The sequence below is a fragment of the Cysteiniphilum sp. 19S12-1 genome, assembly GCF_052030685.1.
Taxonomy (GTDB): Bacteria; Pseudomonadota; Gammaproteobacteria; order Francisellales; family Francisellaceae; genus Caedibacter.
Window position 1 is genome coordinate 47,277 of the sequence record NZ_JBQAJM010000003.1, and the last position, 16,654, is coordinate 63,930.

The 16,654-nt window shown below is 38.9% G+C and carries 12 protein-coding genes; 6 read left to right on the forward strand and 6 right to left on the reverse strand.

Annotation, left to right across the window (positions count from 1 at the left end; translation table 11 throughout):
- Window positions 1-2: 2 nt before the first annotated feature.
- Entirely contained in the window at window positions 3-1,286 is a 1,284-nt protein-coding gene (locus ACTS4L_RS01570; RefSeq protein WP_440617007.1) for a replication-associated recombination protein A, read from the forward strand.
- Window positions 1,287-1,353: 67 nt separating this feature from the next.
- On the opposite strand, the gene ACTS4L_RS01575 is transcribed toward ACTS4L_RS01570, so the two are convergent.
- The 6 genes from ACTS4L_RS01575 to ACTS4L_RS01600 all read right to left on the reverse strand — a co-directional run bounded on the left by ACTS4L_RS01575 (window position 1,354) and on the right by ACTS4L_RS01600 (window position 7,733).
- Window positions 1,354-2,520: an MFS transporter gene (locus tag ACTS4L_RS01575; RefSeq protein WP_440651640.1), complete on the reverse strand. Its 1,167-nt coding sequence runs from the start codon at window positions 2,518-2,520 to the stop codon at window positions 1,354-1,356.
- A 273-nt stretch (window positions 2,521-2,793) separates the two neighbouring features.
- Window positions 2,794-2,985: a helix-turn-helix domain-containing protein gene (locus tag ACTS4L_RS01580; RefSeq protein WP_440617006.1), complete on the reverse strand. Its 192-nt coding sequence runs from the start codon at window positions 2,983-2,985 to the stop codon at window positions 2,794-2,796.
- Entirely contained in the window at window positions 2,976-4,628 is a 1,653-nt protein-coding gene (locus ACTS4L_RS01585; RefSeq protein WP_440617005.1) for an NAD+ synthase, read from the reverse strand. The genes ACTS4L_RS01580 and ACTS4L_RS01585 overlap by 10 nt, the downstream gene beginning before the upstream one ends.
- A 27-nt stretch (window positions 4,629-4,655) precedes the next feature.
- Window positions 4,656-5,435: an ABC transporter permease gene (locus tag ACTS4L_RS01590; protein ID WP_440617004.1), complete on the reverse strand. Its 780-nt coding sequence runs from the start codon at window positions 5,433-5,435 to the stop codon at window positions 4,656-4,658.
- Between the two features lie 9 nt (window positions 5,436-5,444).
- On the reverse strand, window positions 5,445-6,371 hold the full coding sequence (locus ACTS4L_RS01595; RefSeq protein ID WP_440617003.1) for an ABC transporter ATP-binding protein: 927 nt from the start codon (window positions 6,369-6,371) through the stop codon (window positions 5,445-5,447).
- A 96-nt stretch (window positions 6,372-6,467) separates the two neighbouring features.
- The gene (locus ACTS4L_RS01600) at window positions 6,468-7,733 is read right to left on the reverse strand and encodes an MFS transporter (RefSeq protein ID WP_440617002.1); all 1,266 of its coding nucleotides are present in this window, start codon (window positions 7,731-7,733) and stop codon (window positions 6,468-6,470) included.
- Window positions 7,734-7,998: 265 nt separating this feature from the next.
- Between ACTS4L_RS01600 and ACTS4L_RS01605 the strand changes: the two genes are divergently transcribed.
- The 5 genes from ACTS4L_RS01605 to rho all read left to right on the forward strand — a co-directional run bounded on the left by ACTS4L_RS01605 (window position 7,999) and on the right by rho (window position 16,581).
- Window positions 7,999-8,883: a LysR family transcriptional regulator gene (locus tag ACTS4L_RS01605; RefSeq protein WP_440617001.1), complete on the forward strand. Its 885-nt coding sequence runs from the start codon at window positions 7,999-8,001 to the stop codon at window positions 8,881-8,883.
- 156 nt (window positions 8,884-9,039) lie between these two features.
- Window positions 9,040-12,375 carry a beta-ketoacyl-ACP synthase 3 gene (locus tag ACTS4L_RS01610; RefSeq protein ID WP_440617000.1) on the forward strand — a complete coding sequence of 1,112 codons (3,336 nt, stop codon included), beginning with the start codon at window positions 9,040-9,042 and terminating at the stop codon, window positions 12,373-12,375.
- Between the two features lie 117 nt (window positions 12,376-12,492).
- Entirely contained in the window at window positions 12,493-14,802 is a 2,310-nt protein-coding gene (gene topA / locus ACTS4L_RS01615) for a type I DNA topoisomerase (protein WP_440616999.1), read from the forward strand.
- Window positions 14,803-14,919: 117 nt separating this feature from the next.
- Window positions 14,920-15,243 (forward strand): thioredoxin, encoded by a 324-nt coding sequence (trxA, locus tag ACTS4L_RS01620; RefSeq protein WP_440616997.1) that lies wholly within the window; start codon window positions 14,920-14,922, stop codon window positions 15,241-15,243.
- Between the two features lie 78 nt (window positions 15,244-15,321).
- Window positions 15,322-16,581: a transcription termination factor Rho gene (rho, locus tag ACTS4L_RS01625; protein WP_440616996.1), complete on the forward strand. Its 1,260-nt coding sequence runs from the start codon at window positions 15,322-15,324 to the stop codon at window positions 16,579-16,581.
- The last annotated feature ends 73 nt before the right edge of the window (window positions 16,582-16,654 follow it).

The window sequence follows — 16,654 nt, forward strand, 5'->3', positions numbered from 1 at the left end:
CTATGTCTTATGTTCAAGCACCATTAGCCTATCGAATGCGCCCTAAAAACATCAAGGACTATGTAGGGCAGCGACATTTGTTAAGTGAGCAAAAGATACTAACACGGATGCTTGATAAGTCACATATCGTATCAATGATCTTCTATGGTGATCCTGGCGTTGGCAAAACCACTTTGGCCAAAGTCTTAGCTCATGAGCTTTCCTATCAATTTATAGAATTATCGGCGGTAAGTGCAGGAGTTAAAGATATTAAGCTTGCCGTGGAATCCGCAAAAATGCATTTTGCTGAGCATAAACAGGCAACTATTTTATTTTTAGATGAGATTCATCGATTTAATAAATCGCAGCAAGATGCATTATTACCTCATGTTGAAAGTGGTGATTTAATTTTAATTGGTGCGACCACGGAGAATCCATTTTTTTCAGTTAATAATGCATTATTATCTCGTTTGACTGTACTGCGCTTAAAGCCATTGTCTCTTGAAGATATCAGTGAGCTTTTGCAATATGTGCTTATCTACGATGAAACACTATCAGCACACGAACTAACATTACCCGATACAGTCATTGATAAAATATATCATTATGCCAAAGGAGATTGTAGGCAAGCACTTAATGTTCTTGAAATGCTCTTTTTAATGGCAGATACCAGTCAAGAAAAACCGATTGAATTAAATGATGAATTGCTAAACATTGCACTGGGTGAAAACGCGCATAAGCTCGATAAGCAAGGTGATTATTTCTACGACCAGTTATCGGCATTTCATAAGTCAGTGCGCGGCTCTGATCCAGATGCTGCAATTTTCTGGCTTGCCAATATGATTGAAAGTGGTGCTGACCCTTTGGTGATTGCAAGGCGAATGCTGTGTATTGCCTCAGAAGATATTGGTAATGCCGATCCACGTGCGCTTAATATTGCATTAGATGCATGGCAATCGTATGAGCGACTGGGTTTGCCAGAAGGGCGTTTGCCATTAATTCAAGCAGCGATATATTTAGCTTCAGCGCCTAAAAGTAATGCCTCATACATGGCATATAAGAATGTTTTTAGTGATTTAAAAAATCATTCAGATGTCAGTGTGCCAATGCATTTACGCAATGTAAAACCTGCCGGAGAGACAACAGGGCAAAGCTATAAATACCCACATGATTTTCCAGATGGATATGTTAATCAGCGTTATCTACCGGAAGGTGTAACTCACCAATATTACTATCCAACGGATAGGGGACTTGAAAGTAAAATTGCGCAAAAGCTCATCTATTTAAAATCAAAACACAAAATATGATATATCTTAAATAATTATTTACATTATTGTTGGCAATGGTTTTTTTGAAACGACACCAACGGCATTTTTAAGCTTTTTTTGTGGTTGTTAGCATTTGAATAATAATCACAATGATAACCGTCACAAGATAAAGCACAACAAACTCTGTTAACGTATGGATACGAAAAAGACTGGCAATGGATGTCATTACACTAATTATAAGCATTACTGAAGCACCGGTAATGGCACCTGCTGTTCCACCTAATTGAGGAAATAGGCTTAATGTTTTACTCAAGTAAATAGGATATAAAATACCGGTAAGAAAGCAGGCAATAAAGATATTAATAAGTAATATGCTAAGACTTTGGCTAAAGACAAAACTCATGACAAGGAATACAAAATTACTCATAAGCAAAATGGCAAATGATATATTCATTAGAATTTTATCATCAACAAAACTCAATACGCGTCTGACGATCGTCCCGACAAAATAAGCGATACCGATAAATAACGAAATATAACCAAAACTTGCGGCAGAGTAATGTAATATCTCTTGAATATAAAAGCTGCCAATAATCCCAAAATAAAGCAGCAACATATACAGCACGCCACTTTGTAAAATAGCACCTAGAAATTGTTGGCAGCTTAGCACTAACCTATAATTAGCAAACACCTTGGATAAGCTTAATTTATGTTTATGTATGTGGGTTTCGGGCACATAACGATAAACAAATGCCATGAGAATAAAGGAATAAAAAGCGAGAAACACAAAGCTTGCTTTCCATGAAATATACTCTTGTAGCAAGCCGCCGATAAAGGGAGCTAAAATCGGTCCAAGCCCCCAAGCAATCGTCATCGATGAGGAGACTTTTTTCATCTCTTGTGCGCTAAAGATATCTGTGGCTTGCGCGCGATTCATCGATGACACACTTCCTGCACAAATACCCGTGATAAAACGGAAAAAAATAACCCATGACATGGAAGGTGATAATGCAATAGCGATATTAAATACGATATTAAGCGCCAAACTCCATAAGACAATTTTGCGCCGTCCCAAAGCATCAGCAATCGTACCAAAAACAATCATACCAATAAATGCACCAAGCATAAACAAACTAATGCTTAACTTAGTTGCTGCTGCGGTGCTATTAAAGTAAGCATTCATATGCGGCAATGAAGGTGTGTAAAGATCAATGCCAATTCCAAATATTGGTGTACAAAGTAAAATTGCAATAAGCGCTTTGGATTTATCCATGATAATAAATGGTCATATCAGTTTTCATAATGAAAGATGATAGTTGTTTTACATTAATTAACAAGATGAACACAAGCATAAACTTTGATTCGCATAATATATATTATGTTAAATTAATATCTAGAAGCCACAGATGTTAAATCAATCATCCCTGATAAACAAGATGGCTTGAGGATCCAATGCGGAGCTGCCATGGATGGTTAGTCATCCTACTAAAGATAACGCCTAAAGCTGAAGACTTCGCTGCTGAGAGAATTTTATAAAAATCAGTTATTACGCAACATCATGAAGATCAACATCATAGTGTAATCCATCTCTATCAAGTAAATCTTGAATGGCAAGCCTAACAAACTGTTTCTGAGACTGACCAAGTATATCAGCTATTTCTGCTGCCTTTTTAGGGCTGATCATTTTTCTACGATTTTCTATATCTGAAAGATATGCCTGTGTAACATTTAGCTGCACTTATTAAACTTAGCTGTTGTTGGCATGCGTCGACCAATACCAAACGGACGGCGTTGAATACATAAAATCTGTGGCGCTTGTTTGCGTTTGAACTCAGCCAATTCAACTAATCGATAAATTCTTTTCTGTTCTGTTAAATTTACTTCAGAAACAATTTGCTCCAAGCGCTTTATTTCATCATTTGCCAATAAATCACGCTCAAGATAAAGCTTAAGCATCGCATCAAGGTGATAATAATCCGGCAAGCTATCAGAATCTTTCTGCCCTTCTGATAATTCAGCTGATGGCGCTTTATCCATAATGCTTTGCGGGATCAACTGACCATATGTTTGATTAATATAATTTGATAAAGCATAAACGTCATTCTTATATAAATCACCAATACAGTTAAGCGCACCACACATGTCACCATAAAGTGTCGCATAACCCACGGCAAGCTCACTTTTATTCCCCGTTGTCAGCATTAAAAGTCCTGTGTCATTTGAGTATTCCATGACAATTCGCCCACGAATACGTGCTTGCATATTCTCTTTGGTCAATTTTTTAGGCTCAGTTCCAAACGTTTTGCTAAAGTTCCTGCAGGTGAGTAAAAACTCCTCTTTGATTTCACGTGTGAAAAGTTCAACGCTCAAGTTTTGACATAATTCAACGGAATCGCTCACCGAACCTTGAGTGGAATACACCGAAGGCATTGTAATTGCTTTAACATTATCTTTACCTAAACTCAAAGTAGCAATAGCCAAAGTCAATGCGCTATCAATGCCACCAGATGAACCAACAACCACACCCTTAAATCCACATTTATGCACATAATCCTTTAATCCACATATTAATTGTTGTAAAACAAATGCCTGCGGGTTGTCTTGATATGGTGCTTTAAGTATTGCTTGTGGCAAGTGCTTAAGATCAATGCTAAAACTCCCCTCTTTAAAGCTCTCTGCTAACGCAATTAGCGCTGAGTTGGCATTGCAGGCAAAACTCGCGCCATCATATATCAGCTCATCATAACCACCGACTTGTGAGCTATAGATCACTGGCGCTTTGATTTTTCTGGTGATATTTTTCGCAATCTGTAAACGCTGCCCAAACTTACCACACATCGAAGGAGAAGCATTTAATACAATCAAAGCATCCAGGTTTAGAGGTAAGTCATCAATAGGGTTTGTTAAATACCCTTGATGATTGTCATACCAAATATCTTCACAGATCAAAATTGCTAAGCGTTGACCTTTAAAATTGAAATCGAGCTTTTTATTTTGTCCGGCAATAAAATGCCTTGTCTCATCAAAGACACCATAGCTTGGAATAAGCTGTTTGTGATAACAATGAATGATCTGACCTTCGGCAATGACAAGTGCGCTGTTATGAAATTTTTTAAGCCCTTCTATTGCCGTTGCTGCACCTATTATCACCGTTGTATTAAGCGTTTTTGTAAGCGATTTAATCTCATCAATGATCTGATTTTGTCTGTTAATTACTTCATCATAAGTCAATAAATCATATGGATAATAACCGCTAATACAAAGCTCAGAGAAAACGATTAAATCCGCTGCTTTATGCTCATGCATCGCGCGCGAGATTTTTTCAAAGTTATGCGTGAAATCAGCAATGGTGTAATTTAATTGAACGACTGAAATTTTCATTTATATCCTTTTACTTCCTTTATTCCCTTAAGACTTTAAGCGAATACCGCGTGATAGCAAATACCATGCCAAGCTATAAAGAATAGCGATTAATAACACGATGGCAACTAAAGCAACAACCGGATTGACAGATGAGTAGCCAATAAATGCGTAACGCACAAAATCAACAATATAGAATAACGGATTATATTGCGCGATATGCTGCCAAAAAGGAGGTAATGCGCTTAGCCCATAAAAAACTCCACCAAGATAAATTAAAGGAGTTAGTACAAAGGTCGGGAAAATCGTCGTATCATCAAAGCTTTGCGAGAAAATACCATTTAACAGTCCACCTAACGAAAATAAAGTGCCACATAAAATAAACGATAATAAAATTAACAATAATCCATTAAATCCAACTGAAATACCGCCAAACAAGCCCGCGACAATTGTCACCATCACCCCAACAAAAAAGCCACGTGCAACACCACCTGAGACATAGCCCAGAATAATCAAATGATTGGTTGCTGGAGATACTAGAAGCTCTTGAATCGAGTGATTAAAGCGCGCGCCATAAAACGAGCCCACGACATTGGCGTAAGAGTTATTAATAACTGCCATAATCACAAGACCAGGTGTGATAAAGTGCATATAACCAAAACCATCCATCGTGCCAACGCGTGCACCAACCACTTTCCCAAAAATCAGAAAATACAAACTAATAGTAATCGCCGAAGGTAATAAGGTTTGCGGCCAAATGCGTAGTACACGCACCACTTCTTTTCTTAGTATTGTGTAATAAATAACCCAGTATTCTTTGAATGTCATTTTCCCCACCTATGCCCTACTTCTTGCAACATCAATAAACAGCTTTTCCAGTTTATTTGTTTTTGTCTTAACACTTAATACATCAATATTCTGTTGACTTAAATCAGCAAATAATTGATTTAATGTCACACTTTTATCCACTTCAATTTCCAAAGTATTTGAATCAACTAACTGACATTGCCCATAGGTGCATTGCATCTGAGCTTGTGTTAGTGGTTCTTTTAGATCAAAAATATATGTCTCTTTTTCGACTGATCTTAACAGTGTTTTCATATCAGAGCTTGTGTGCAATTTACCTTGATGAATCAACGCAATGCGATTACACATGCTCTCGGCTTCTTCAAGATAATGTGTGGTTAAGATAATCGTTAATCCTTCTTTGTTTAATGCACGCATTTGCTCCCATAGCGATTGACGTAACTCGACATCAACCCCTGCCGTTGGCTCATCCAAGATCAATACTTTAGGCTTATGAATAAGTGCACGCGCCACCATCAAACGGCGTTTCATACCACCGGATAAGAAGCGTACTTGCTCATCCTTTTTATCCCACAATGCCATATCTTTTAAGAGTTTTTCGGCATAAGGTTTGGTTATCTTGCGATTAAGCCCAAAGTAGCCTGCTTGTGTTAATAAAATTTGCATCGGTGTTTCAAAGATATTTAAATTCACCTCTTGTGGCATAACCCCCAAATGCTTGCGCGCCATAAAGGGTGACTTCAGCGTATCATAGCCACAAACTTCAATGCTGCCACTGGTTTTGTTGACAAGTGCTGAGATCATCCCCAGTGTAGTTGACTTGCCTGCACCATTAGGCCCTAATAAGGCAAAAAAATCCCCCGGATATACGTCAAAACTGACATCTTTTACTGCATGAAAGCCACCTTTGTATATCTTATTGACATTAACCAAAGACAACGATTTTGTATAACTCATTGTAAACTCGATTGCTTATTATAGATAGTTCAGCATTGTAACAGACAATTTGTAACTAACTAGAGATACGTGCTTTTTTATAGCAGCTTAACCACATTATTTCTGATCATTACTCTCTTTTTCATCAATCAACTGTTGTTCGACCACTGCTTCTGTGGCAATGGATGCTTCGGCAGCGACCGTTTGGAAAGCAACCTTTTCATCTTCTTTAGGTGCCTCACGCGCACGTAAGCGCCATAGCGTATAGACTGCTAATAAGAAGCAAACAAATCCGACAAAAGTAAAGAACCCATAAGGACCAAAAATAGACATAAGCCATGTTGTTAACAACGGCCCCACCATTGAGCCAACACCATAAGATAGTGCTAAAATACCGACAATCCCCACCAATTGATCTGCATCCAAATAATCACTGGAATGACTGATAGATAATGGATAAAAGGTAAAGGTCAATCCACCCAATACAAACGACAAAATAGCTAATTGCCAAAAGCTGTCATGTAATATACAAATCACAATTGATACCACTACTGACGCTATTAACATGATTAATAAAACGAGACGACGATCAATAATATCTGATATTTTGCCAATGGGTAGTTGTAGCAACATGCCACCGATAATAATAGCGAACATCATATAGGAAATGATATGCACAGGTACATTAGTTTGTTTCAGAAACAATGGATAAATGGTGTAAATACTCCCCAGAATCATACCCGCAGTCATTGCCGTCCAGATACCAAGTGGCGCTTTTTTAAATAGAACAAAAGGAGATAATAGTTCAACGTGCTCTTGCCTTGGTGCTTCAAATCGTGTCAGACAAACTGGAATAATCGATAAAGTGGCCAAAATCGAAATGATACAGAACGCTAAGAGCACTGTTTCAAAAGGAATATTTAGCAAAAACTGTCCAGATGCTTGTACAAAATAATAGACAAATAGATAAATTGACAGCACCAAGCCTTTGTGTTTACTGCCTGCTCCTTCCAAACACCATGCTTCAACAACAATAAATAGCCCAGCTAATGCATAACCACAGACAAGGCGCGCCACTGCCCAAACACTAACATCATAAAAAATCCCTTGTGACATCGCACCTGCTGCCATTAAGCTTGCAAATAATGCATACCCACGAATATAACCAATGCGCAAAATTAATCGTTGAGTAAAATAAGACCCTAACACCATACCTGTGAAATAAGCTGCAGAAATTAAACCGACAATAAAATTACTCTGCCCCATCCGCTCAAGCTCAAGCGTGGTATAGGTCGTATAAAAAGTATTACCGATGGTTAAAATACACATACTCAGAATTGGTGCAAACAACATTGCAAATTTAGCTGGCTTATATTCAGACATCTTTTACCTTTCAACCTTTTTTAGTGCTCAATTCCTTGGGGTTCAAGCTTAGAGTAGATTGTTTATATGCTCAATATAATTTTGATATCTTTTGAATTTTCTTGTATATGCTAGCACCTTTTTTTTTAATATCTGTATCGTGATACATTTTGTGTTCTTTAATTACACTAATAAACAGGTTATAAAATGGACTTATGGAGAATATTTGCTATTGTTTATTTATGAATCATAAAGTGTATATCAAACATATTTAAGGTGATAATCTATGGACAGCAGTGATTTAATGATTTTGCGACACCTTCTTATTGAAAAGAATATCAGTGTAACTGCTAAATTAATGAATGTCTCGCAGCCGGCTATTACGATGCGTTTGGGCAAATTAAGAGGCATGTTTAAAGATGATATTTTGATACGTGATGGTAACAAGATGAAACTAACACCAAAAGCTGAAGACATGGTGAATCCAATCATTAGAATCACCGATGAAATGCTAAGTTTAATGCCAGCTCACGATTTTGACCCCTACACGACACCGACACATATCCAATTACAGATTACTGAAGCTGTTTCTGAAACAAGCACCAAAGCACTTATAGATGCTTTTTTAAAATATAATGAGCAACACAAAATTAGTATTACCACATTATCTTACATATCACTTCAAGCACATGATCAAACATTAAAAAACACTGATGCAGTTATTGGTATCCCTACACACATTGAAGGGTTTAATGATGAAATTTATAGCTATGAGACAGGTGTTTTGATGTTTGATACGTTCTTTGATGATTCTAAAAAATCCATTTCTTACGATGAATATCTGCAATTACCTCATATCGTTTTTTCTCAAGGTAGTAGCAATCAATTGCTACTAGATATTTTAGGGCACCCTGACCCACGCAATCTATGTTTACAAATCAGCAGTTTGCGCGCAGCCACTGAGCTCTTGCAAGATAAATATGTCATGACCGCTTCAACGGTATTGGCACGTATATTTAATAAAAAGTATTTACCTTTACCTTTTGATTTACCAGGGCTTCCGTTTAAACTATCTTACCCTGAGCGCTTAAAGCATGACAAAAAAAATCGTTGGGTGCGTCAGGTTTGTAAAGAGGTAATGCAAGCACTTTTAAAAGAATATAGTTTATAGTGGTTATGGTCATAGCCCTATTTCTCGCTGCTTTTTTCATATTTGCTTGATTTGCGTGATTTGTGTTTGACATTAAGGGCGAACTTTACCAATATTTATCACACTAAAATCCAGATCATCAATATTGTGGATACTTTTTTTAAGGAACCGAATTTAATGAACGCAACAGCTGCGAACTTAGATATGTTAATAAACTGCTATCAAAAAATGTATAGCATTCGTCAAATTGATAATACCGAAGCCGAAATGGTTAATAGTGGCACTGCCAACTTTCTAGCCTCATCCAAGGGGCATGAGGGAGCGGCTATTTTTGCGGAATACTTAAAGCCTCAAGATTGGTTACATTGCCATTATCGTGACAAGCCTTTAATGCATGCCCGAGGAATGGAAGCAAAAATGTTTTTCTATAGCTCTTTGTGTAAAGCAGAAGGCGCTTCCAATGGTCGCCAAATGGTGATTGGTGTCAGTGAACGCAAGCTCAACATTGTCAGCATTATTACGCCTGTCGGCAATCAAGCTTTACCTGCTGTTGGCATCGCACAAAGTGTTAAAGATGATGTAGATAACCCAATTGTATATTGTGGCATGGGCGATGGTACGACACAACAAGGTGAAGTATTAGAAGCCTTTGCTGAAGCGAAACGCCGCACGTTACCTGTGCTATTTGTTGTGCAAGATAATGATTATGCGATTTCCACACAAACCAAGGGTAACACCTTTTTCTCATTACCTGATCACTCACAACCTAATGAGTTTTATGATATTCCAATCACTTATATTGATGGCACCAATCCATTTGCTTCGCATGAAAAAGTTGGCAAAATCATTAGTGATATGCGTCAAAATCGTGCACCACATATTATTGTCTTTAAAGTGGAGCGCTTAAATAGTCATAGTAATGCAGATGATCATAGAATTTATCGCAGTAGTGATGAGTTAACCAACATTGCACATAATGACCCTGTTTTATTAAGCCGTCAGTTTTTATTAAATGCAGGTGTCAAAGAAAGCTTCCTACAAGACATTGAAGCAAAAACATCACAGGCTGTAAAAGAAGCAATGGAGATTGCCTTGAAAGGCACGACACCTAAAGCTTCTTTTGATGCTGAAGCACCCTTACCTCATCATTTATTACCAACGGCAGCTGAGTATCGTGGTGACTTCTCACAAGAAACACGCCTTGGCATGGGCGCTGCCATGCGCGAGGTATTTCGCCAACGTTTATTAAATGATGATAGAGTGTGCCTATTAGGTGAAGATATCGAAGATGATAAAGGTGATGTCTTTGGTGTGACTAAAGGCTTATCAACCCAATTCCCAGGACGTGTTGTCAATAGTCCTTTAGCTGAAGCAACCATTATGGGTGTGTCGATTGGTATGGCATTAACTGGCAGGCGCCCTGTTGCCTTTATTCAGTTTGCTGATTTTATGCCGCCGGCGTATAACTTATTATTTACCGAATTGGCTACCATGTACTGGCGCTCCAATGGCGACTGGGAATGTCCAGTTATCGTCTTTGCTGCTTGTGGTGGTTACCGTCCAGGCTTAGGACCCTTTCATGCACAGACCAACGAAGGCACTTTTGCCCATGTTCCGGGCATTGATGTCTATATGCCATCAAATGCAGCAGATGCCGCAGGTATGCTTAATGCTGCTTTTGAGTCTAATCGTCCTAGTGTTTTCTTATATCCTAAAAAATTACTTAATAATGCAGGTATTGCTGATACCACATCAACGGATGTAGAAAAACAAATCATACCTGTTGGTAAAGCACGTATTGTTAAAGCAGGTTCTGATATTACTTTTGTTGGTTGGGGAAATACCGTCTCATTATGCCAAGAAGCCGCTGAAACCTTAGAAACAGTTGGTATTGATAGTGAAATTATTGATTTAAGAACCATTAAACCATATGACCTTGAAACAGTTCTTGCCTCAGTAGAGAAAACAGGGCATTTAATTGTCACGCACGAAGACAATCATACCTGTGGTGTTGGCGGTGATCTCATTGCCTCAGTGGTTGAACATGCTAAAAGAGCTGTTAAAGTCAAGCGTATAACGCGTGCTGATACTTATGTGCCATGCAATTTTGACAATCAAATGGAAGTTTTACCCTCCTATGAGCGTATTTTAATAGGAGCTGCCGAGTTACTTGATCTGTCCCTTGAGTGGGAGATTAAAAATCGCAATGATGCCGGATTTTACAATGTTGAAGTAATTGGTGCCAGTCCATCTGATGAAAGTGTGCTAATTACCGAGCTACATGTTAAAGTCGGTGATGAAATTAAGGTCGGTGATAAATTGGTTGATCTTGAGGCCAGTAAATCAGCCGGCGAGATTCTATCGCCAAGTAACGGTACGATTGAAGAAATTTATGTCGAAGAATCACAGCGTGCAACCGTTGGTGAGAACTTATTAAAGTTACGCCTACCAGCTGGTGCTCAAGATAAGCAAAAAATCCAAAAGCGCCCTATTTTAACACGCAAAATTCAACAAGAAATCGCCAAGCAAAATAAACAACATAGCATTTATCCTGTCGGCATCAGCACGCCTTCATTTAAAACAGGTTCAAGGATGGTAACCAATGATGAGCTCTTACAGTATTTTCCAGAGCATACCTCACGCGACATTATTGATCGCACAGGGATTGAGTCACGTTTTTGGCTTGCTGATAATGAAAACATCGTTGATTTAGCGACAGAAGTTGCTAAAGATGCGCTCACTCGAGGCAATCTGAAACTCTCTGATATCGATATGCTCATTTGCACAACAACGACACCCGATCAATTTATCTCGCCTTCTATGGCTTGCTTAATATTAGAAAAGCTCTATCAAACCTATGGTGAACACAACATACCGGCGTATGATATTAATGCGGCATGCAGTGGTTATTTATATGGTTTGCAAAACGCGCGTGACTATCTGCAAACACGACCCAATAAGCGTGTGTTATTAATTAGTGCCGAGTATATGACCAAACGCATGGATCAAAAAGACTTTGATACGGCATTTTTATTTGGTGATGCGGCAACTGCGACTATTGTCAATGGTGATCAGCATCAAGCGGATTCTAAGGCTATTATTGATGAAATCTCATTAACGGCAATTGCCGAAAATGGTGATGTACTTAACATTCCAACCGATGAGGCGAAATTCACACAACTACAAGGCAAGAAGCTTTTTACTTTCGCAGTCAAGACTATGTCAATGATTATGCATAAGTGCTGTCAGCAAGCAAATATTGCCTTAAATAGCGTTGATTTAGTCATCCCACATCAGGCAAATCAACGTATTTCTAATGCGGTTGAGAAGCGTTTAAAAATGCATCCAGGTACGCTTTATAGTAATATTGCACGTTTTGGTAATACCTCATCGTGCACTATTCCGATTGCTTTGGGCGAAACATTAGATGCTCAAGCAGCTGATAAAACTGTCGCATTATGCGCGTTTGGCTCTGGCTTTACCGCAGCAGCTGCACTTTTACGCACAAAATAGTTGGCAAGTAACCGCTAACTGGTTAGATTAATTTTAAGCTTATGGGACTGCGCCTTACATTTCAGCCCGTAGAATGAATAAAACATAAAATACAATTTAAGAAATTAAGAAAGAACTATGGCAAAAAACCTTGTAATTGTGGAGTCACCAGCAAAATCCAAGACAATTAAAAAATACTTAGGCAATGATTTTGAAATCCTTGCCTCTTATGGACATGTGCGTGACCTTGAACCGAAAGAGTCTTCAGTTGATGTTGAAGATCATTTCAAAATGAAATATCAACTGATTGAACGCAATAAGCGTCACATTGATGCCATTAAAAAGGCTGCCAAATCGGCTGATGAGATTTATCTGGCAACGGATCCGGATCGTGAAGGTGAAGCGATTTCTTGGCACATTTATGAGCTTCTAAATAGTGCCAAACTCATTAAAGATAAGCCCGTTCACCGGATTGCGTTTAATGAGATTACCAAATCAGCGGTGAATGCAGCAGTTGCTAATCCACGGGAGTTGGCGATGGATCTTGTTAATGCGCAACAAGCAAGACGCGCTTTGGATTTTCTGGTGGGCTTTAAACTCTCACCACTTCTGTGGAAAAAAGTTCGCAGAGGACTTTCCGCAGGTCGTGTGCAAAGTCCAGCACTTAGAATGATTGTTGAGCGCGAACTTGAGATCGAAGCATTTGAATCTAAAGAGTATTGGAGCATTACTGCCGAGCTTAAAAAGCGCAAAAAATTTATGGCGAAGCTCTCCATTTTTAATCATCAAAAGTGTGAACAATTTAGCTTTACCAATGAAACCGATGCGACAAATGCACTTGAGCTTATTAAAAAAGATGCCAATGGCGAATTAATCGTTCATGGTATTGAAAAGAAACAAAAGCGTCGCAACCCACTGCCACCTTTTATCACCTCAACACTTCAGCAAGATGCTGTGCGTAAACTTGGGTTTACCACCAAGAAAACGATGATGTTAGCACAGCAACTATATGAAGGTATTGAGATCGGCAGTGAAGGCGCTGTTGGTTTGATTACCTACATGCGTACCGATTCAACCAATCTATCGCAAGATGCGTTAAATGAGCTACGCAGCTTTATTGCTCAGGAATATGGTCAAGATCATCTTCCGACAAGTGCACGTGTTTATAAGACCAAAAATCAAAATGCCCAAGAAGCGCATGAGGCCATTCGCCCCACTTCAGCTTATCGCAAACCGCAAGATGTCAGAGCATTTTTATCCAATGATCAATTTAAATTATATGATCTGATATGGAAGCGTACCGTAGCTTGCCAGATGATTCATGCTTTAATGGATACGGTTGCAATTGATTTTATAACAGACAATAAAGCACATACTTTTAAAGCAACAGGATCTGTCGTTGCCAAGCCTGGTTTCTTAGCGGTTTACCAAGAAGCCAAAGATGAGGACGCTGCCAATGATGACAGCGAAGGCTTAATCTTACCTGAGTTTAAAGAAGGTGAGAAAGTGCCGGTTGTTGATATCATTGGTAAGCAGCATTTTACTGAACCACCACCGCGTTATACGGAAGCTTCATTAGTTAAAGCCCTTGAAGAGTATGGTATTGGTCGCCCATCAACTTATGCAACGATCATCTCAACTTTACAGCAACGTGATTATGCGCTATTAGAGAAAAAACGCTTTAAACCAACGGATGTTGGTCGTATTGTTAATAGCTTTTTAACTGACTACTTTCATCGTTATGTTGAATATAACTTCACAGCAAAACTTGAGGATGAGCTCGATAATATTGCCGAGGGTAAGATTGAGTGGGTGCCAGTGTTAGAGAAGTTCTGGCAGCCATTTATCAAGCAAATTACTGAGATTGATGCAACAGTCAAAAAAAGTGATGTGACACATGAAGAAATGGATGAGGACTGCCCTGAGTGTGGGCACAAGCTTTCTATTCGTTTAGGTCGCAGTGGTCGCTTTATCGGCTGCACCAACTATCCAGCTTGCACCTATACGCGCGCCATTGTCAAAGATGGTGAAGAGCCTCAAGAAAAAGTAGAGCCTGAAGTAGTCGCAGATCGCAAATGTCCAGAATGCGAATCAGACCTTTTAATCAAACAAGGTCGCTATGGTAAATTTATTGGTTGTTCTAATTATCCAAAATGCAAACATATGGAACCATTAGAAAAGCCAAAAGATACGGGTATTGAATGTCCAAAATGCAAGAAAAACAACTTTGTTGAGAAAAAATCCCGTAAAGGAAAAGTATTCTATGCTTGCGCTGGTTTCCCTAAATGTAAAAACTCATTCTGGTATCCACCGATTGCCGAGGAATGCCCAAAATGTCACTCACCCATACTTTTGCATAAGACCACTAAAAAGGATGGCGAGCAAAAAGTTTGCCCTAATGAAGAGTGTGATTATGTTGTTAACTTGACCTCAACAGAGCAAGAATAACCCACTTACCTTCAACCTTTATAAATTGGCATGAAAGTGCATTCACCTGAAGCGCCTTTTCTGCTAGAATCCGAAACAATCTTTTTTGACAAACTTAAACATTAAAGGAATTTAATTATGTCACAATGCATTAATATTACTGATGGTGAATTTGAATCAGCTGTTGTTAACAGCGAGCAACCTGTTTTAGTTGATTTTTGGGCGCCGTGGTGTGGACCTTGCAAGATGATCGCACCGATCTTAGACCAAGTTGCTGAGCACTATGGTGAGAAAATTAAAATTGTTAAAATTAACGTTGATGACAATCAAGATACTCCTGCTAAATTTGGTGTGCGTGGCATTCCAACGCTAATGGTTTTTAAAGATGGTGAGAACGTTGAAACCAAAGTGGGTGCAGTACAGAAATCACAATTGATTCAAATCCTTGACAAGCATATTTAATTTCAAATATAAAATAAAAATTAACTTTTCGTTCAACCCGAAGGGGTTCCCCTTCTTCAACATTCGTGAGAATTTTCAATGAATTTAACCGACTTAAAAAACCGATCTATCCCTGAATTAATGGAGCTTTCACGCTCGCTTGGTCTTGAAGCCACAGGCCGTGCGCGTAAGCAAGAGATTATTTTTAATATCTTAAAAGAGCACGCTGATAAAGGTGAGGACATTTATGGTGAAGGCGTCCTTGAAGTATTACAAGATGGCTACGGCTTCTTGCGCTCTTCTGATACATCATACTTTGCTTCCCCTGATGATATCTATGTCTCACCAACCTTTATCCGTAAATTAAACTTACGTACGGGTGATAGCATTATCGGTAAAATTCGCCCACCCAAAGATAACGAGCGTTATTTTGCAGTAAAGCATATTGATAGTGTGAACTTTGACTCACCTGAGTTGGCACGCACTAAGGTGTTGTTTGAAAACTTAACACCAGAATATGCCAAAGAGCGTTTATCGATGGAATTAGGTAATGGTTCAAGTGAAGATATTACGGCACGAATCATTGATTTAGCATCACCGTTTGGTAAAGGACAACGTGGTTTGATCGTGGCACCTCCTAAAACGGGTAAAACGATCATGATGCAAAATATCGCCTCGTCTATTGCCAAGAAATACCCTGAGTGTTACCTCATCGTTCTTTTGATTGATGAGCGTCCTGAAGAAGTAACTGAAATGCAGCGCTCTGTGCGTGGTGAGGTGGTTGCCAGTACCTTTGATGAACCGGCAGCGCGTCACGTGCAATTGGCTGAAATCGTCATTGAAAAAGCAAAACGCTTGGTTGAGCATAAGCAAGATGTTGTCATCTTGCTAGATTCTATTACGCGACTGGCACGTGCCTATAATACCGTATCTCCTGCTTCAGGTCGTGTATTATCCGGTGGTGTTGAAGCCAATGCTTTACAAAAACCAAAGCGCTTTTTCGGTGCAGCTCGTAACACCGCAGAAGGTGGAAGCTTAACAATTATTGCCACAGCCCTTGTTGAAACAGGCTCGAAAATGGATGAAGTCATCTTTGAAGAATTTAAGGGAACCGGTAACATGGAGCTTCACTTGGATCGTAAGATTGCTGAGAAACGTGTTTATCCTGCGATTAGTTTTGGACGCTCTGGCACACGTCGCGAGGAACTATTAACCACGCAAGAAGAACTACAAAAACTATGGGTATTACGTAAGATTCTTCATGAAATGGAAGATACGCAAGCAATGGAGTTCTTAACAGATCGTTTGAAAAAGACACAAACCAATGAAGAATTCTTTAATATTATGAAGCGCGGTTAAGCTTAATACCAAAAATATTACTCCATATAGTTCAGATAACCTAGAAAGTGGTGTACTTTTGCCGTAAACTGCA